The sequence below is a fragment of the Microbacterium sp. 69-7 genome (genome assembly GCF_001897985.1).
Classification (GTDB): Bacteria; Actinomycetota; Actinomycetes; order Actinomycetales; family Microbacteriaceae; genus Microbacterium; species Microbacterium laevaniformans.
Genome location: NZ_MKRU01000092.1, coordinates 1 through 18,487 on the forward strand (window position 1 = coordinate 1; position 18,487 = coordinate 18,487).

At 70.2% G+C, this 18,487-nt stretch carries 16 protein-coding genes and 1 pseudogene; 6 read left to right on the forward strand and 11 right to left on the reverse strand.

The features are described 5' to 3' along the window. From BGN98_RS14835 to BGN98_RS10520, 3 genes and pseudogenes are all read right to left on the reverse strand, one after another. Positions 1–204 (reverse strand): annotated as a pseudogene (locus BGN98_RS14835) (IS481 family transposase); the annotation flags it as partial. Positions 205–269: 65 nt separating this feature from the next. Next, positions 270–3,464, reverse strand: a complete 3,195-nt coding sequence (locus BGN98_RS10515; protein ID WP_288121349.1) for a glycoside hydrolase domain-containing protein — start codon at positions 3,462–3,464, stop codon at positions 270–272. Beyond that, complete coding sequence (locus tag BGN98_RS10520; protein WP_288121351.1) at positions 3,461–4,066, reverse strand: hypothetical protein; 606 nt, start codon at positions 4,064–4,066, stop codon at positions 3,461–3,463. Before BGN98_RS10520 ends, BGN98_RS10515 begins: the two co-directional genes overlap by 4 nt. Positions 4,067–4,185: 119 nt before the next feature. Between BGN98_RS10520 and BGN98_RS10525 the strand changes: the two genes are divergently transcribed. The 3 genes from BGN98_RS10525 (at position 4,186) to BGN98_RS10535 (ending at position 7,782) form a co-directional block, all read left to right on the forward strand. Beyond that, positions 4,186–5,397, forward strand: a complete 1,212-nt coding sequence (locus BGN98_RS10525; RefSeq protein WP_288121353.1) for a glycosyltransferase — start codon at positions 4,186–4,188, stop codon at positions 5,395–5,397. Between the two features lies 1 nt (position 5,398). Continuing rightward, complete coding sequence (locus BGN98_RS10530) at positions 5,399–6,499, forward strand: glycosyltransferase (RefSeq protein ID WP_036286613.1); 1,101 nt, start codon at positions 5,399–5,401, stop codon at positions 6,497–6,499. Between the two features lie 299 nt (positions 6,500–6,798). Then, positions 6,799–7,782 (forward strand): GlxA family transcriptional regulator, encoded by a 984-nt coding sequence (locus BGN98_RS10535; protein WP_036286609.1) that lies wholly within the window; start codon positions 6,799–6,801, stop codon positions 7,780–7,782. Positions 7,783–7,791: 9 nt separating this feature from the next. Here the strand turns inward: BGN98_RS10535 and BGN98_RS10540 are convergent, their stop codons facing one another. From BGN98_RS10540 to BGN98_RS10560, 5 genes are read right to left on the reverse strand one after another with little or no spacing between them, the layout of a single operon-like run. Next, on the reverse strand, positions 7,792–8,346 hold the full coding sequence (locus BGN98_RS10540) for a hypothetical protein (protein ID WP_036286607.1): 555 nt from the start codon (positions 8,344–8,346) through the stop codon (positions 7,792–7,794). 10 nt (positions 8,347–8,356) lie between these two features. Then, positions 8,357–8,926, reverse strand: a complete 570-nt coding sequence (locus tag BGN98_RS10545; protein WP_061683492.1) for a hypothetical protein — start codon at positions 8,924–8,926, stop codon at positions 8,357–8,359. 8 nt (positions 8,927–8,934) lie between these two features. Next, on the reverse strand, positions 8,935–9,528 hold the full coding sequence (locus BGN98_RS10550) for a hypothetical protein (RefSeq protein ID WP_061683493.1): 594 nt from the start codon (positions 9,526–9,528) through the stop codon (positions 8,935–8,937). Continuing rightward, positions 9,525–10,931, reverse strand: coding sequence for a hypothetical protein (locus BGN98_RS10555; RefSeq protein ID WP_288121356.1), 1,407 nt, complete (start codon positions 10,929–10,931; stop codon positions 9,525–9,527). Before BGN98_RS10555 ends, BGN98_RS10550 begins: the two co-directional genes overlap by 4 nt. After that, positions 10,928–11,221, reverse strand: a complete 294-nt coding sequence (locus BGN98_RS10560; RefSeq protein ID WP_061683495.1) for a type VII secretion target — start codon at positions 11,219–11,221, stop codon at positions 10,928–10,930. The genes BGN98_RS10555 and BGN98_RS10560 overlap by 4 nt, the downstream gene beginning before the upstream one ends. 141 nt (positions 11,222–11,362) lie before the next feature. Here BGN98_RS10560 and BGN98_RS10565 point away from each other — a divergent pair, with 141 nt between their 5' ends. Beyond that, positions 11,363–13,588 carry an ATP-dependent Clp protease ATP-binding subunit gene (locus tag BGN98_RS10565; RefSeq protein WP_288121357.1) on the forward strand — a complete coding sequence of 742 codons (2,226 nt, stop codon included), beginning with the start codon at positions 11,363–11,365 and terminating at the stop codon, positions 13,586–13,588. A gap of 124 nt (positions 13,589–13,712) precedes the next feature. Here the strand turns inward: BGN98_RS10565 and BGN98_RS10570 are convergent, their stop codons facing one another. Next, a complete protein-coding gene (locus BGN98_RS10570) occupies positions 13,713–14,294 on the reverse strand; it encodes a nitroreductase family protein (protein ID WP_204947895.1) in 582 nt (193 codons plus the stop codon). Positions 14,295–14,481: 187 nt separating this feature from the next. On the opposite strand from BGN98_RS10570, the gene rraA reads away from it, so the two are divergent. Continuing rightward, on the forward strand, positions 14,482–14,952 hold the full coding sequence (gene rraA / locus BGN98_RS10575; protein WP_005051853.1) for a ribonuclease E activity regulator RraA: 471 nt from the start codon (positions 14,482–14,484) through the stop codon (positions 14,950–14,952). Positions 14,953–15,033: 81 nt separating this feature from the next. Further along, positions 15,034–16,347, forward strand: a complete 1,314-nt coding sequence (locus tag BGN98_RS10580; RefSeq protein WP_288121358.1) for a cation:proton antiporter domain-containing protein — start codon at positions 15,034–15,036, stop codon at positions 16,345–16,347. Between the two features lie 22 nt (positions 16,348–16,369). On the opposite strand, the gene BGN98_RS10585 is transcribed toward BGN98_RS10580, so the two are convergent. Further along, the gene (locus BGN98_RS10585) at positions 16,370–17,458 is read right to left on the reverse strand and encodes an ABC transporter permease (protein WP_288121359.1); all 1,089 of its coding nucleotides are present in this window, start codon (positions 17,456–17,458) and stop codon (positions 16,370–16,372) included. Next, positions 17,455–18,339 (reverse strand): ABC transporter ATP-binding protein, encoded by an 885-nt coding sequence (locus tag BGN98_RS10590; protein ID WP_288121360.1) that lies wholly within the window; start codon positions 18,337–18,339, stop codon positions 17,455–17,457. The genes BGN98_RS10585 and BGN98_RS10590 overlap by 4 nt, the downstream gene beginning before the upstream one ends. Positions 18,340–18,487: the final 148 nt, after the last annotated feature.

Genomic DNA, 18,487 nt, shown 5'->3' on the forward strand with positions numbered 1-18,487 from the left:
CTTGCGGGCGGGTCGTTCACCGCGGCCGTGGAGGCGCCACCCGCCGCCGGCGGGGATGCGGCCCAGCTTCTTCACATCGACGTGGATCAAGGACCGGGGATGGTCGTGCTTGTAGCGCCGTCCCGTCCGGCGGGTCGCGCGGATCACCGTCCCGGTGACCGGGTCCAGCTCCCGCAGCAGCGGGACGTGGTGGCGGCGCAGCACCCGCCCCACCGTCGAGGGCTGAACGCCACGATAGCGGCCGATGCCGGCGCGATCGGAGGACGCGATCAGTGGTCGGCGTCGAGGTCGAACAGCTCGATCTGGCGCACACGCACCGCGCGCGCCGCTCGGACGCGCACGGCGCGCGCGGCGAGAGCGTCCGTGAAGCGGAAGGGGGTCGTCCGATCGGCGGCGAGCGGCGTCGGAGCCGTGACCTCGGCCGCGTGCCACGACGTCCCGTCGGCGGACCACTCCCACTCCAGCGCGTCGTCGCCCACCGCGTCCACGGCGGTCAGGGTGGCGTCCGTCACGGACGTGATCTCGGGGAACAGCCACCCCACCCAGGCCCCCGGCCGCAGGCGCACGCCGCGGTCGCCGCCCGCAGCGCCGTCGTCGACGAGTCGGCGGGCGTGGCGCACGCCGGGCGCGTGGACGATGCGACCCGACCCGCCCGTCAGATCGGGGTGCCACGGGCGCACGGGGGTCGGCTCGTCGGCGCCCAGGCTCTCGGCGGGGTCGTCGCCGAACTCGAGCTCCAGGTCGACGTCGGCGCCGAGCGCATCCACCTCCAGCACGGCACGTGTGAGCGGCGCACCGTTGACCCGGGCGGCACGCAGCACATGGGCGTCCGCGTGCGGTCGCCGCGAGCGGATGCGCAGACGCGACCCGTCGCTGCGCGCGACGGTCACGTCGTCGAGCAGCGGCGAGCCGATGACGAGCTCGCCGGAACCCAGCTCGAGCGGATACAGTCCGATCGCCGCCCACAGCCACCACGCGCTCATCTCGCCGTTGTCCTCGTCACCGGGAAAGCCCTGGCCGATGTGGCCGCCCGCGAACAGGCGTCGTGCCAACCGATGTGCTGTCGCGCCGGCGAGCCAGGGCTGATCGGTCCCGGTGTACATGTACGGGATGTGATGCGCCGGCTGATTGGAGATGGCGCACATGCCGCTGCGCAGCGCCCGCGCCTCGCGCTGCTCGTGGATGACCTGACGGTAGGCGCCGGCGAACGCGGCATCCGCGGTCTCGGGCTCGGCGAACAGGCGATCGAGGTGGATGCGCAGGCCCTGTCGGCCGTCGTAGAGGGCGGCCAGGCCGGCGCGGTCGTGCACCGCGCTCACCGACATCCCCCAGGCGTTCGTCTCGACGTAGTCGCCGCCCCAGACGCGCGGATCGAAGCGTCCGCCCGCCGTCCGGCCGTCGGCGTCGCGTCCGCGGAAGAAGCCGACGACAGGATCGAACAGCTGCCGGTAGGCGAGGGCGCGGTTTCCCAGCCAGCGCGACAGCGCCTCATCGCGCGCGGCGTCGTCGCCCGATGACGCCGCCGACAGTCGGTCTGCCAGCCGCGCCAGCGCGGCGTCGCTGACGGCGTTCTCGATGCTCCAGCTCATGCCCTCGTGGATGACCCGCGGGATGAAACCCAGGAAGCGTCCCCGCTCGATGCCCTTGCGTCCGCGGCGTGCGTCGGGTGCGCGCTCGGCGGCATTGCGCCATCCCGACGACAGGGCGGTGCGCGGGTCGTCGAGCAGTCCCCACCTTTCGCCGTCGGCGAGGATCTGGTCGCTGGAGGTGCCCACCATCGCGTCCACGTATCCGGGCGCCGTCCACCGCGGCATCCAGCCGTGACGTCGCTGCGGCTCCAGCATCCCGTCCAGCAGCTCCCGGGACCGCACCGGGTCGACCAGGCTCATCATCGGCCACGCCGTGCGGTAGGTGTCCCAGTACCCGTTGTTGACGGGGAGGCGCCCGGCCGCGATCGGCGCTCCGGTGCGCGTGTCGGTGTGCGCCCCGGCGGGGGTGAACGGATCGGCGTACGCCCACCGCGGACTCTCGGCGGATCCGACGTTCTCCTCCGCCGCGTTCGGGTAGAGGTGCAGGCGGTACAGCGCCGAGGCGAGCTGCGCACGGAGGTCGGTGTCGGCGAGGCCGCGGAAAGGGCGCTCGGATGCCGTGAGTTGCGGGATCTGCACGCTGTCGAGCACCGCGTCCCAGGCGCCGCGGGTACGATCTCGGATCTCGTCGAACGTCATCTCTTCCGGTGCCTCCAGGGCGAGCGCGCGCTGTGCCTGCTCGAGGGAGATGAAGGAGATCGCGATGCGCAGCTCGAGAGCGCCCGTGCCGGCGACGAAGCCCGCGCGTTCGCCTCGCCCGTCGTCGTCGAGGCGGCCCGAGCGGGCCGCATGACCTCGCACGACACCCGCGAAGAACGTCCGTGGCCCGTTGCCCCACCACGGGTCGGCCTCGCCCACCCAGCCCCGCACGCTGTCGCCCTGCGCGATGACGGTGCCGTGGGCTCCCGGCTGGTCGATGATGAAGCCGACCTCCGCGTCGGAGTCGTCGCCCTCGACGCGGAAGAGGCCCACGTGGTCGGTCGCCGTCGCCTCGATGCGCAGGCCGCCGTCGAGCATCGCCCACCAGACATGCGGGTGGGCGCGTTCGCTGCCCGGTGCGATCCAGCGTCGCCGCGCCGTGGGCGATGAGACGGGGATGCCGTCGAAAGGCATGACCTGCAGCACTCCGCGGTCGCCGATCCACGGGCTGGGCTGATGCGAGAACTGCACGGCCTCGAGGCGCCGGCCCTGTTCGTCGTCGTGGACGAAGGGACGGTACGGCCAGCGCTGGGCGCGGGCGTCGGTCGCCGGGGTGAGGAAGGTGAACCCGTGCGGCACCGCGACCGCGGGGACCGTGTTGCCGCGCGAGAAGCGGTCGCCGGCGTGCGAGCCCCGCCGGGTGTCCACGCGTTCGGCGGGTGAGGGGGTGGATGCCGACAGCTCCTCGACACGAAGCTCGACGAAACCGGTCACCTCGTCGGGGGTGCCGGCGTCGGTCGCGAGCGCGCTCGTTCCCAGGATGATCTCGACCTCCGCGGTCCGCCCGGCGAAGGGAGCGAGGCTCACGGTGTCGGCGTTCCACTGCTCGGGCATGCTCCAGGCCGCCGCGAACTGGCTGTCCGCGTCGAGGCGAAAGCCGTAGCGGTCGCGCACGCGGACATCGTCGCTGAGACGTTCCGCGCCGACGCGGGCGTCGACCGTCACCGCGAGCGGCGCCCATGGTGCGTGCACCGCGGCATCCCCGTCGGCGTAGAACGCCCAGTGCAGCACCGTGTCGGCGGTGCAGACGACCGCGTCGAGCCCGGGCACCGCGACGCGCTGTGCACCCTCGCCCGGCCGGAAGCCGAAACGGAACACCGGGCCGCCGAGCACACCGGCATGGGGGCGCGAGGAGGGCGGATCGGCGGGGCCGTCCGCCGGCTCCAGGAAGATCATGCGGGGTCGATCCGCAGCACCGGACCCGCTTCGCCAGCGACCACGTCGTCGACGACCCGCAGCGATCGGGCGAGTTCGTCGACCGCCGGGATCACCGTGCCGAAGCGCTCCCGATCGCCCCCGGTCGCCGTCACGGTGATCAGATGCGTCCCGGTGTCCCAGGTGTAGGTGGCGAACGGCGGCGGCGTCGCGGTGCCGCTCCGGGCCGGCGGCGTCGGCATGACCAGCCGTTCTCCCGTGCCCAGGTACGGGCCGCGGAAGTCCTCGGTGTCGTCGTACTCCATCGGCATCATGGCGCGCGCGGTGCGCAACTGCGGCGTGAGCTGCTGGATCTGCGCCATGACGACGACCAGCTCGGGGTCGGACCTCCACACCCAGACCAGGACGCGTCCGGCGGCCTTGCGCATGAGCGCGGGCGCCGCCTGGCTCATCGCCCAGGCGGCGAACGCGCCGCCCGGGCGCGCCTCGGCGCCCAGCATGCCGTTGGCCTGACCCAGCAGCATCCGGATCGCCTTCTTGCGGGCGCGACGTCCCCGCAGTCCGAACGAGTCGGTGATGGGAACCCAGCGCGTCTGGTCGGCATCGGCGGTCAGTCGGGCCATGACACCACGTTACGCGGGGCGGCTGGTTCCCGGCGGCAACGGGGCCCTCGGGTAGACTCCTCGGGGTGGCTCCGCGATCCGCGGTCTTGCCGCCGCCGCACAGATAGGCCTCGCACCCCGTGACCGACTCCGCGACACCCGACGACCCGCATCCCGCTCATCGGCCGCTCACGATCGTCATCGCCGCCGACACCTTCAGCCCCGACGTCAACGGCGCTGCGCGCTTCGCGGAGCGCCTCGCGGCCGGACTCGCCGCTCGTGGGCACGACGTGCACGTCATGACGCCGAGCGTGAAGCACTCTGTGCACGGCACCTTCCACGAGATCATCGAGGGCCAGCGGCTCACCGTGCACCGTCCACCCGGGTGGCGCTGGCCTCCGCACGACTGGCTGCGCTTCGTGTTGCCGTGGATGGCCAAGCACTACTCGCGCAGACTTCTCGACGAGGTGGCCGCCGACGTGGTCCACAGCCAGTCGCACATCGTCCTCGGGCGTGCGCTCACCCGCATCGCGCGCCAGCGCGGCATCCCCGTGATCGCCACCAACCACGTCATGGCCGAGAACATCCTCGACTTCACGACCCTGCCGCCCCTGCTGGACAAGGTGGTCGTCAAGCTCGCGTGGGACGACGCGAAGCGCACGTTCGACATGTCGCGCGCGGTCACCACGCCGACGCGCAAGGCCGCGGAGTTCCTCGAGAGCACGATCGACATCACGGGCGTCATCCCGATCAGCTGCGGCATCGACAAGCGCAACTACACGCCGAACCTGACCCCGCGGCCCCACAACCGCGTGCTGTTCGTCGGTCGGCTGACCACCGAGAAGCACGTCGAGGTCACGCTCGCGGCGATCGCGAAGCTCGCGCCGGAACTGCCCGACATCGCATTCGACATCGTCGGGGGCGGCGACCAGCGCCGCGCGCTGGAGCAGACCGCGCAACGCCTCGGCATCCAGGACCGCGTCACCTTCTACGGCCGCGTCGAGGAGGACGACCTCCGCGCCGCGTACACACGCGCCGACGTCTTCGCGATCGCGTCGATCGCCGAGCTGCAGTCGATCGCGACGATGGAGGCGATGGCCTCGGGCCTTCCCGTCGTCGCCGCCGATGCCGTCGCGCTGCCGCACCTCGTCCACGACGGGGAGAACGGGTACCTGTTCGCGCCGGGCGACGTCGACGACCTCGCCGACAAGCTGCGCCGCGTGCTGACGGCCTCGCCGGAGGAGTACCTGCGCATGCAGCAGGCGTCGCTCGACGGGGTGGAGATCCACGACATCGAGAAGACCCTCGACACGTTCGAGAAGCTCTACCGCGGCGAGCCCCTCGACGGCTGACATGCGCCTGCTGTTCGACGCGCGGTACATCCGCACCGACTTCCATGACGGCATCAGCCGGTACTCGGCCGAGCTCGCCGCGGCCGTCGCCGGTGGCGCGGCCGCGCGGGGTGTGGAGGTCGTGTTCCTGATCCACGACGAGGCGCAGCGGGCTCTCCTGCCGGAGGGTGCACGTGCGCTGCGGATTCACGCCCCCACCGCGGTGCGCGAGCCGTTCACGGCGCTCCTGCTGAACCGGTATCGTCCAGACGCCCTGTTCTCACCGATGCAGACGATCGGGGTGCTCGGCCGTCGCTTCGGTGTGATCCTCACCCTCCACGACACGATCTACTACCGGCATCGCACGCCGCCGCGGAATCTTCCCTGGTACGTCCGCGTCGGCTGGCGGCTGTTCCATCTCTCATACGTTCCGCAGCGCCTCACGCTCAACGCCGCCGATCTGGTCGCGACCGTCAGCGAGACGAGCGCGGCCGAGTTCGCCCGCGTGCGCCTGACGAAGCGGGCCGTCATCGTCGTCCCGAACGCGCCGCAGCGCCTCGGCGACCTGCTGCCGGCGGGCGTCCGGGTTGAGCCCGGCGCCGACAACCTCGTCTACATGGGCTCGTTCATGGGGTACAAGAACGTCGAGACCCTCATCCGCGCCATGGCGGAGCTTCCCGGACGTACGCTCCATCTGCTGTCGCGCATCTCGCCCGACCGTCGCGCTGAGCTCGAGCGTCTCGTCGATGGCCGCGGGGGTGCGGTGCGCTTCCACAACGGTGTGACGGATGCCGAGTACGCCGGGCTTCTGGCCGAGCGGGCCGTGCTGGTCTCGGCATCCCTCGACGAGGGCTACGGGCTTCCGGTCGCCGAGGCTCTCGCGCTGGGCGTTCCCGCTGTCGTCACCGACATGCCGATCTTCCGAGAGGTCGCCGGCGACGGTGCGCTGTACGCGCCGGGCACGGATGCCGCGGCTTTCGCCGCCGCGGTGCGTGCGATCGACGATCCCGAGCGCCGTGACGCGCTCATCGCCGCCGGATCGGCGCACATCGCGCGCTTCTCGTGGCAGCGATCGGCCGACGTGCTGCTGGATGCGCTCGACCGGCTGCCGCGACGGCGCTGACACCCCGGCGGCGGCGTTTCGACTCGCTGCGCTCGCTCAACGACCGGAGCGAGTGCCGCCCCCGGTCGTCGAGCGAGGCGCACGGCGCCCGCCGGGTAAACGGCGTCCTCACGGCAGGCGCGACCGGTCGGTCCGCACCGGCCGGTAGTCGTCGGTGATGAGGGCGCGAACGGTCGCGCCGACCGATACGACGATGACGAGTGTGAGAACGAGGAAGAAGATGAGCATGGCAGAAAAGCTATGCCCGTAGCCGAAGAGTCATGAGTGGCAGAACTGCTCAAAGGAGTAGGATTCCTGCCATGAAGACCATCGCCTGCGTCGTCCAGCCCGGTTTCGCTCCCTTCGAGTTCGGTCTGGCCTGCGAGGCGTTCGGGCTCGATCGGTCGGACGACGGCATCCCGAACTTCGACTTCCGCGTCGTCGCGCCCGACCCGGGCGCGGTGCCGAGCAACCTGCGCTTCTCGATCAACGTCGACGACGATCTGTCGTTCGCCGACGAGGCCGATCTCGTCGTCATCACCCCGATCCCGCGCGACCAGTGGGCACACGTGGACGAACGCGTGTCCGCCGTGGTCCGCCGCGCCGTCGAGCGAGGCGCCTGGGTGCTCACGGTCTGCAGCGGCTCGTTCGTGGTGGCGGCTGCCGGGGTGCTGGATGGACGGCGTGCGACGACCCATTGGCGCTACGCCGACACGATGGCCGAGATGTATCCGCGCATCGACGTCGACCCCAACGTTCTGTACGTCCAGGACGGGCGCATCATCACCAGCGCCGGCACGGCAGCAGGGCTGGACGCATGCCTTCACCTGCTGCGCCTCGAGCTCGGCGCCGAGATGACCAACACGATCGCGCGCCGCATGGTCGTCCCTCCCCAGCGCGACGGCGGCCAGGCGCAGTTCATCGCGAAGCCGCTGCCCGAATCCACCTCGCTCTCGCTCACACCGGTCACCGAGTGGATGCTGGAGAACCTCACCCTCGATCTGTCGGTTGACCAGCTCGCCGCCCGCGCGCACATGTCGCCGCGCACCTTCGCCCGCCGATTCAAAGCCGACTACGGCACGACGCCCGCGGCCTGGCTGGGACGCCAGCGCATCATCCACGCGCAGCGTCTGCTCGAGCAGACCGATCTGGGCCTGGATGCCATCGCGTCGGCGTGCGGGTTCGGCTCGGCGGCCGTCCTGCGGCAGAACTTCGCGCGCACCCTGGGGCTCACGCCCACCGCCTACCGCGCGCGCTTCACGTGCACGACGCCGCCCGCGCAGCTGGAGGCGATGGCCTCCTGACCGCGCGCGTCAGGCCAGGCGGATCGTGCGGGCCAGCTCGTCGACCACCGGGTCGAGAGCCTCGGCGAGGGGAAGGTCGGAGCTGGCGGTCATCACGACGATGTCGCGCTCGACGGTTCGCCACACCCAGTTGGTCGCCCGGACGATCGTGTCGGCCTCGGTGCGCACCCACCGGGTGGATTTGATTCCCGCTCCGAGATGCTCCGAATCGAACGGCACCACCTCGGGCTCGCGGGCGGCCGGTGCCTGCCTCTCGTGTGTGAGGTCGACCAGCGCGACATCGTCGCGATGCGGCATGTCGTAAACGTCGACGATCGCGTGCGGCGCGGTGATGTTCGGCAGATGCACGAAGCGGATCGTTCCCGATCGGTTGCTGCGCACCGCGCCGACCAGGTACGCCCGCAGCCAGTCGACCAGCTCCGCCGGTGCGGCCGTCCGCCCTTCGCCGCCGAAGGCGCGCGCGACGGCATCCGCCCACTGCTCCTCGTCGCCGAACGACTCCCAGGGGAAGAGGTTCGGTACGTAGACCCAGCGGTCGAGGTCGTAGTCCATGTCGATGGCCATGAGGTTCCTCTCAGTCCCAGCGAAGCGTCTGCAGCAGCAGATCGCCGAGCTCCGCGAGGGCGTCGACGATCGGCGCGAGCTCGGGGTCGACCATGCCGCTGATCGTACAGACGGCGAGCAGGTGCCGATCGCTATCGGGAATCGGCCATCGGAAGCGCACTCTCATCAACGGTGCCATCTCGTCGGCTCTTGTCGGCACGGCGAACCTCTCGGTTGCTCGAACGGCCTCGCCTGCGGATGTCGTCACGGTCTCGCTGATCTCGGATGCCGAGGGCCCCGGGTCGTCGCCTGTGGGTGCCGGGCCGGTGCTGATCGCGATCGCCAGCGATACCGGCGCACGCCACGGCACGCCCATCGGCACGATGAGGTCGAGTACGCCGGCCTCGCGGGCGCTGCGCGCAGCGGCGACCAGCTGAGCGGCGGTCCGGTCGATCTGCGGGCCGTAGCTGTCGCGAGGCAGGTCGCGATAATGCCGACGGACGAGGTCAGCGATGTCGTCGTCGGTGGAGTGGGCGACGGGGATGAGCAGGAAGCCCGGCGGCAGCACGAGCCGGTAGCGCGGGGGCGCGATCTCGTTCATGGTGTCCCTCACTGCCCCGGCGGACGGCGCCGCGCCCGGTTGCGATTCCAGTCCCACGGGCGGCGCGGGGCGCGACGCACGATCTCTTTCGGCGGCACCACCGTACCGTCCTCGTCGATGTACTCCCGCCACGTTCGCGGCAGCAGGCGCAGTCCGCTCAGCAGCATGCGTGCGACCGTGACGAGGATCAGGAAGAACTGGATGAACACGAGGTTGTCGACCCCGAAGAAGTTGACGCGACCCTCGTGGGCTTCCGCCGCCGCGGCGGCCGCGGCGATGTAGAGCGTCGTGCTGAAGGTCAGCACGAGCACCGTCAGAAGTGTGCTCCGCGTCGTTGCCCGCAGGCCGCGCAGCGGCAGCGGCAGCGAACCCAGGGTCAGCACCACGAGCAGCAGGGTCATGGGGTAGGCCGCCCACCACGGCGGCATGAAGGCGGGAAAGCTGTCGGGCACGGCGCCCTTGCTCACGAACGAACCGGTCACGAGCTGGCCCACCAGCAAGCCGATCGTCGGGAGTGCACCGAAGACGACCCAGAGGATGGTGGCGAGAAAGAGGCCGTCCCCGAAGCGGGCCTCCCATGCCACGCGGCGCTCGAGCGTCACGGGGTGGAGGCGGAGCGCCAGTCCGCTCCCATCGGCGCCTCGAACAGCCCCGGAACGAATCCGTACACCTCGTTGAGGCCGGTCGTGAGGGTACCCAGCGGTGTCTGGACCCCGGTCTGGTCCTGAACCCAGCTCACCAGCTGGTCACTGCGGTTGATCCCGATTCCCACCAGGTTGTAGGCGTCGAGCGACGAGCCGATCTTGCCCATCGTCCCGACGACTCCCTTCAGGCTGTCGACGCCGCTCGTCACGAGGTTGTCGATGGCGCCTCCGGCGCCGAGCCGCGCCTGCGACGCGATCTGGTCGAACTCGGAGATGATGATGCTGTCCGACTCGCGGATGCCCTTCATCGCGTCGTCGCCCCAGTGCGTGACGACCTGTGCGAAGTTCGGCCGTGCCGACAGGACGCTCGCGCTCTCCTCGGCCACCATCCGCATCGGCTGACGGATCGAGCCGACCAGGCCCCGATCGAGCAGATTGCCGATGACCTGGCGTGCGCCGTTGCCCCAGACCATCCCGGGGCTGCGCACCGCGAGTGTGGCCGCGCGGCCGCCGCGCAGGGCGACGGTGCCGAGTTTGATGCCGGCCAGCGCGGCGCTGCCGACGCCGAAGGTCAGCACGCCGATGGCGTCCAGTGCGAAATCGAACCACGACCCGTCGCCCGACGAGGCCAGCAGGAAGCTGAGCCCCATCGACACGACGGCGAGCCCCAGGGCGATGGGTGCGAGCACGGGGAAGAAGATCGACAGCACGCCGACGATGGCGGTGACGACCGTCAGAATGTCCTTGACGACCTTCAGCCACTCCGCGTTCTGGTTCACCCAGTCCAGGACGTTGTCCCACCACGAGTCGTTGAGGTCATCGCTGGACACCGTCTGCGAGATCGTGGATGCCGCGGCGTTGCCGGCGCGCTGCACGCGCTCCACCGCGGCGTCGTAGGCGGCCTTCGCCTGGGAGAGGTCCGTCGCCGCCGACGTGCTCATCGACGAGTAGCGTCGCGCGGCATCCGTCGCCTCGGCGAGCTCATTGGGGTCGACGGTCTGCTGCGTCGCCTGACGGGCCTCCGTCAGGTTGCGCTGAGCGTAGGTGTGGCGACGCTGCGCGTCGTCGTGCGCGGCGATCGCGGATGCCGCCTGCTGCTGCGCCTGCTCGAGCTCGTTCGCGAAGACGGCGAGCGCGGAGCCGGCCACTTCGTAGCGCTCCCGGATGCGGGAGAGGAAGGTCTTCGTGTCGCCGATCGTCCCGGCCAGGGCCTCGACGGCTCCGCTCGTCTCCTGCTGCGACGCACTGATGACCGCCTGCAGCATGTCGACCGCTTCCGACACCGCGCGGGCCGTGGAACTGTATCGCGAGGCGTGCCCGCGGATGCCGGCGACATCGCCGCCGATGGGTGCCATGCTCATCCGTTGCTCCCGTCCGTGAGTTTGTCGGCCAGCTGGCCGTCGACGCCTTCGAACGCGTCGGCGGCGCCATCCGCGCGCTTCTGGAGCTGGTCCACGCGATCAGCGAGATCCTTGCGTCGCCGGTCCCACCCCGACGCGAACTCGTCTACGGCGGAGGCGAGTCCGGCGTGCGGGATCATCCCCGACAGGTTGCGCGCGTCGCCGTCCGCGGCGGTGAGGGTGCCGTGGACGGTCGCGAGCTGGTTCGCGAGATTCCGGAGGTTCTCCGTATTGACGACGAGATCGGCCACGTCGTCACTCTAGGTGAGCCCCGGCGTCGTCGCGATGGGGAGGACTGCCCATCGCCGCACCGCTTGCCGCGCGCATCACGTTTTGATAAAGTTGAGTCCCGATGGCTCAAGTTTGAGCCTCGAAGATTTCAAGGAGAAGCGATGAACGCACAACCCCAGCCCGGTCAGGAGGAGCAGCAGAGCGCCCTCGAGCAGTTCGGCATCAACCTGACCGACCGTGCGCGCCAGGGCAAGCTCGACCCCGTGATCGGCCGCGACAGTGAGATCCGGCGTGTCAGCCAGGTGCTCACCCGTCGCACGAAGAACAACCCCGTCCTCATCGGCGAGCCCGGCGTCGGCAAGACCGCCGTGGTCGAGGGCCTCGCCCAGCGCATCGTCGCCGGCGACGTGGCCGAGTCGCTCAAGGACAAGGAGCTCGTCTCGCTCGACATCTCCGCGCTCGTGGCCGGTGCCATGTACCGCGGACAGTTCGAGGAGCGCCTCAAGAGCGTGCTCAAAGAGATCACCGAGTCCGAGGGTCGCATCATCACCTTCATCGACGAGCTGCACGTGCTCATGGGTGCCGGAGGTGGCGAGGGATCGGTCGCCGCCTCCAACATGCTCAAGCCGATGCTCGCGCGCGGCGAGCTCCGCCTCATCGGCGCGACGACGCTCGACGAGTATCGCGAGTTCATCGAGAAGGATGCCGCCCTCGAGCGCCGCTTCCAGCAGGTGTACGTCGGCGAGCCCAGCGTCGAGGACACCATCGCGATCCTGCGCGGCCTCAAGGAGCGCTACGAGGCGCACCACAAGGTCGCCATCGCCGACGGCGCGCTCGTGGCCGCGGCATCCCTGTCGAACCGTTACATCCCCTCGCGTCAGTTGCCGGACAAGGCCATCGACCTGATCGACGAGGCCGCGTCGCGCCTGCGCATGGAGATCGACTCCGCACCTCTCGAGATCGACGAGCTGCGCCGCCACGTCGACCGCCTCAAGCTCGAAGAGCTGGCCCTCAAGCGCGAGAAGGATGCCGCGTCGAAGGAGCGGCTGGCGACGCTTCGCGAGACCCTCAAGGTCGAGCAGGCGCGCCTCGACGAGCTGCAGGCGCGATGGGAGCGTGAGCGCGCTTCGCTGAACGCGGTCGGCGACCTCAAGACGCGCCTCGACCAGGCGCGCGTCGAGGCGGAGCGCGCCCAGCGCGAGGGCAATCTCGAGAAGGCTTCGCGGCTGTACTACGCCGAGATTCCGGCGCTGGAGCGACAGGTCGCGCAGGCCGAGAACGCGGAGGCCGCCGAGGGCGGCGAGCGGATGGTGGGCGACCAGGTGACGGATGCCGATATCGCCGCCGTCATCGCCGCGTGGACCGGCATCCCCGTCGGACGCCTGTTGCAGGGCGAGAGCGAGAAGCTCGTGCACCTCGAGGCCGAGCTCGGCAAACGGCTGATCGGCCAGAAGGACGCCGTGAAGGCGGTGGCCGATGCGGTGCGCCGCTCGCGCGCCGGCATCAGCGACCCGAACCGGCCGACGGGCTCGTTCCTCTTCCTCGGACCCACCGGTGTCGGCAAGACCGAACTGGCCAAGGCGCTCGCCGAGTTCCTCTTCGACGACGAGCGTGCGATGGTGCGCATCGACATGAGCGAGTACGGCGAGAAGCACTCGGTCGCCCGGCTGGTCGGTGCCCCTCCGGGGTACATCGGCTACGAGCAGGGCGGTCAGCTCACCGAAGCCGTGCGGCGGCGGCCGTACTCGGTGGTGCTTCTCGACGAGGTCGAGAAGGCGCACCCCGAGGTGTTCGACATCCTCCTGCAGGTGCTCGACGACGGCCGACTCACCGACGGTCAGGGGCGCACGGTCGACTTCACCAACACGATCCTGATCCTGACGTCGAACCTCGGCTCGCCGATCCTCATCGACCCGACGCTGACGCTCGCACAGAAGCGCGATCAGGTGATGGCGCTCGTGCGCACGGCGTTCCGCCCCGAGTTCCTCAACCGGCTCGATGACATCGTGATGTTCCATGCGCTCAGCCAGGACGACCTGGCACAGATCGTGGAGCTGTCGGTCGACGCCCTCCAGCGACGGCTGCGCGATCGTCGGCTCACGCTGGCGGTCACCCCCGACGCGCGAGCGTGGCTCGCCGAGCGCGGGTACGACCCGATCTTCGGGGCCCGTCCGCTGCGTCGCCTCATCCAGTCCGAGATCCAGGACCGGCTCGCGATGGCGCTGCTCTCGGGCGGTGTGCGCGACGGCGACCTCGTGCGCGTCGACGTCGCCGCCGACGGCACGAGTCTCGTGCTCACCAGCGCAGGAGCGGCGCCCGACGAGAGCGGGGATGCTGCGGCATCCGAGGATGACGACGTGATCGAGGCCGAACTGCTCGACGACTGACAACTCGCGAAAAACCACTCCGGATGCGAAAAACCACTCCTACACGTGTTTCTCGTGCGGGGAGTGGTTTTTCGTGCGGGGAGTGGTTTCTCGCGGGGCGGGGCGTCGGGGGCGGCGCCGCGCGTCAGTCGTTGACGATGAGCGACTCCGCGATGGGGCGGCGCACGCGCGGGGCCAGCTCGCGCTCGCGCAGCGCCTCGGGAGCGGCGTCGATGTCGCCGAGGGCGCCGACGGCCATCACGGTCACGGCCACGAGATCGTCGCCGAAGCCGAACGCCGCGGCGATCGCGTCACGGTCGAAGCCGCCCATCTGGTGGGTGTGCAGGCCCGAGGCGTGCGCCTGAACCGTGAAGTGGGCAGCCGCCTGGCCGGTGTCGTACGCGGCCCACGGCAGCGGCTTGCCGTCGAGCGCGGCGGCCGATGCGAACACGACGAGAGCGGCGGCGTCTGCGGCCCACGACTGGTTGAAGCCCATCAGGGCGTCCACGATCTGCGCGTGCGCGGCCGAGCCGCGACGGGCGACCACGAAGCGCCACGGCTGCGTGTTGTTGGCGGAAGGTGCCCAGCGGGCCGCCTCGAGCGCGCTGGCCAGGGCCTGCTCGTCGATCGGCGTCGCGGGGTCGAAGATGCGGGTGCTCCAGCGCTCGGCGAGGACGTCGAGAATCGGCGCGTCGGTGTCGGCGGGGTGCGCGGCGATGGTGCTCATGGTCGTCTCCTGAAGAAGGATGAAGGACGGTTTGTCGGCGGGACGCTATCGGCCCGGTCGATGCAACCGTATGCAACCGACGTCTTGTTCCCGTGAGGACCTATGAGTTTGCTGGCGGCGGAAGGATGCCGGAACTTCCGCGCTCATGACGGCGCCCCGCGCCCCCGCGTCTCGTTAGCGTGGCGTCATGACCACCATCGCGACGGCCGACCTGTACGACGAGCGCGGGGACGCGCTGGACTCGCTCGCCCTGCAGCTGCACGACTTCGGCGGACGGGCGGCGTTCGACGGCCCGGTCCGCACGATCCGCTGCCACCGTGACAACGCGCTCGTCAAGGCGACGCTCGCGACCCCGGGCGAGGGCGCCGTGCTCGTGATCGACGGCGGCGGCTCGCTGGAATCGGCGCTTGTGGGCGACCTGATCGCGGCATCCGCGGTCGCGAACGGTTGGGCCGGCCTCATCGTGCACGGCGCGATCCGCGACCGGGTTGCGATCGCCGCGCTCGATCTCGGTGTCAAGGCCCTCGGCTCGAACCCCCGCAAGAGCGCGAAGGCGGGCGTCGGCGCGCTCGACGTGCCGGTGGAGATCGCCGGCGTCGTGTTCCGTCCCGGGGCCCATGTCTGGGCGGATGCCGACGGTGTGCTCGTGGAGCGCTGACACGCGGCGGCGGCATCGACTGGCAGACTGATCCCGGAAACCGGGGCTCGTGCGCCCGAGACAGCCGAGGAGAGGTGAACGGTGCCGCTGATCTTCCTGCTGGGCTTCGTCGTGATCGGTCTGTGGTCGGTCGTCGCTCATCGTTTCGAACGCACCGGCGTCGCCGGTCCGGCCGTGCTCGCTCTCGCCGGAGCGGTGCTCGTGCTCATCGACGTCACCGGCTTCTCCGATGCGGTGGGCAGTGACGCCGCCGAGCACGTCGTGGAGCTGATCCTCGCCGTGCTGCTGTTCGTCGATGCTTGCGAGGTGAGCGGGGGCGTCTTCGGCGGCGAAGGGCGAACGATCGCGCGCCTCGTGCTCGTCGCCCTGCCGCTGTCGATCTTGGCGGTCGTGGTGAGCGGACTGTTCCTGCTGCCCCACCTCAGCGTCTTCATCCTCATCGTCGTCGCGTGCGTCATCATGCCCACCGACTTCGCGCCGGCGGCGACGCTGCTGCGCTCGCCGCGCATCCCCGCCCGGGTGCGCCAGATCCTGAACATCGAAAGCGGCTACAACGACGGGTTGGTCTCGCCGGTGTTCGCCATGGCGCTGGCCGCGGCGATCGCCTGGCCGACGATCCTGGCGGCCGTCAACTCCGACACCCTGTCACCCGAGAACGAATCGCAGCTCGAAGAGCGGTTGGGCGAGTTCTTCGAGGCCTTCTTCGGGGCCGTCCCCGCCACCGCGATCGCGATTGTCGTCGGCGCGGTCATCGGCGGTGTCTTCGGCGTGTGCGTGCGATGGGCCTCGCGCCGCGGCTGGGCCGACGCCCCCGGCATCCGCTACGTCATGCTTCTCGTTCCCCTCATCGCCTTCGGCGTCGCGACACTCAGCACCCTCGCGGCGAACGGCTTCGTCGCGGCGTTCGTCGCCGGCATCGTCTACCGCATCGCACGGACCAAGCGCACCGACGAGCGCACGATCCCGCACCCCGAGATCCTTCTCGTCGAAGAAGCCGGCACCCTCGCCGCCAACATCGTGTGGTTCGTCCTGGGGGCCATGACCACCGTTGTCATCGTCAACGGCGTGGACTGGCGTCTGCTCGTGCTCGTCGTCCTGGCGTTGACGTTGTTCCGCATCGTGCCGGTGTACCTGTCGATGCTGGGATCGCCCGTGCCCTGGGGGTCGCGCACCCTCATCGGGGTGATCGGCCCGCGCGGCACCGCGACGATCGTGTTCGGGCTGCTTGCCTTCAACAAGCTGCCCGACGCGGAGGCCTACGACGTCCTCGCGATCATGGTGTTCACCGTCGTCGGCAGCATCCTGCTGCACGGCATCGCCGTTCCGCAGTTCGTCAATCGACGGATGCCGGTGCTCGCGCAGCCCGCGACGGCACCGGCATCCGCCGATCACTGACCCGTGTCGGGGTGTGTCCACGTCATCCGGCGAGGGCCTCGGAGAGCTTGACGCGCGCCCCCATCCGCAACAGCGAGTTCTGGTAGATCTTCGCGCCCACCCAGATGGCCGCCGCGCAGGTGACCAGCATGACCACGAGCGACAGCAGCGGCTCCCACCACTGCGCGTCACCCAGGAAGATGCGCACGGGCATGCCGACGGGGGCCGAGAACGGCACGTAGGACATGATCGTCATCACCAGCGGGTTGTCGTTGAAGAAGATGACGAGGAAGTACGGCGCCATCACCAGCATGGTCAGCGGCGTCGTGGTCGAGCCGATGTCCTCCATCCGCGACACCATCGCCGCCGCGGCGGCGAACAGTGCGGCGAGCAGGATGAAGCCGAAGAGGAAGAAGACGGCGAACCAGGCGATGGGGGCGCCGAGCCCGGCGAGCAGGCTGCTCTGCCCGGTGACGGTGAAGCCGATGATCGCGATCGCGGCGAGGCCGATGATCTGGCCCATCGCGAGGATCGTGTTGCCGATGACCTTGCCGGCCAGCAGCGCCCGCACGGGGACGGCGGAGATGAGCAGTTCGACAACGCGAGTCTGCTTCTCCTCCACGACGGACTGCGCGATCGTCGAGCCGAAGGTCAGTGCCGCCATGAAGAAGATGAGCCCGAATCCGAGCGCGACGAGGTAGCGCAGTCCCGGGTGCACGCTCGACGGGTCGAGCAGCTCCACCTGCGGGGTGAGGCTCAGCGCTTGCAGCAGGGACGACGGGGCTGTCTCCTTCGCGACGACGGTGTACTCGAACGGCGCGGCGCCGCCGGGGATGAGCGCGGCGTCGACGGTGCCGTCCTGCACGAGCGCGCGTGCGGCGTCGGCATCGGCGACCTCGGTGGTCTTCACGAGCGGGTTGTCGGCGACCGATGCGGCGGTGTCGGCGGTGACGGCGACCGGGGTCCGGCTGTCGGACTGTGCCGAGAAGCCTCCCCACAGCACACCGACGAGCGCGAGCACGAAGAGGATGCCGGTGGAGATGAGATACGCCTTGCTGCGGAGCTTGGATCCCACCTCGCGCTCGGCGACGAGCCACGTGCTCTGGGCAAAGGATGGAGCGCTGACGTTCACTGGATGACCTCCTTGAAGATCTGGGCGAGAGAGGGCTGCTGAGGCGAGAAACTGGCGACATCGCCCGCGGAGACCGCGCGCTGCAGCACCCGCTGCGCGGCGGCATCCCCATCGACGTCGAACAGTGCGTAGCCGCCGTCGAACGAGAGCACGTCCACGCCAGGCTCGTCACGGAGCCAGCCGAGATCGCCGCCGGAGATCAGCTCGTAGCGGTGCTGGGCGTGCTCGGCGCGGAGGGCGTCGCGAGTGCCGGCGGCGCGGATCGTGCCGTCCGCGATGATGACGAGGTCGTCGCAGAGCCGTTCGACGACGTCGAGCTGGTGCGACGAGAACAGGACGGCCGCGCCCTGGGCCGCCCGCGCCTGCAGGACGCCCGCGACGACATCGACGGCGAGCGGATCGAGACCCGAGAACGGCTCGTCGAGGATGAGCACCTGCGGGTCGTGCACGAGAGCGGCGGCGATCTGCGCGCGCTGCTGATTTCCCAGCGAGAGGGTCTCGACGTTGTCGCGGAGGCGCTCGCCGAGACCGAGCTCCACGAGCAGCGCCTCGGCGCGCGCGGTGGCCTCGGCCTTGTCGAACCCGTGCAGGCGGGCGAGGTAGACGATGTGCTCCAGAACCCGCATCTTCGGGTACAGCCCGCGCTCCTCCGGCATGTAGCCGAAGAGGCGTCGGTCGGCCGCGGTGACGGGGGCGCCGTCGAGGGTGACCTCCCCGCTGTCGCGGCCGAGCACGCCGAGCACGATGCGCATGGTCGTCGTCTTGCCGGCGCCGTTGCCGCCCACGAATCCGGTCAGGCGCCCCGACGCCACGCGGAAGCTCACGTCGTCGAGCACCCGCTTCACGCCGTAGCTCTTGGTGATGCCGTTCAGTTCGAGCATGTTCTCCTCCTCTGCTTGCCGTTGACTCCACGTTAGGAAGGGCGGATGCCGCAGACCTCCCCCCTGAGGCGGGAATCCGTAGCGCAATCCGCTGCGCGGCGGCATCTGCCGGGCCTCGGCATCCCCCATGTGGGGGAGTGTGTGTTCC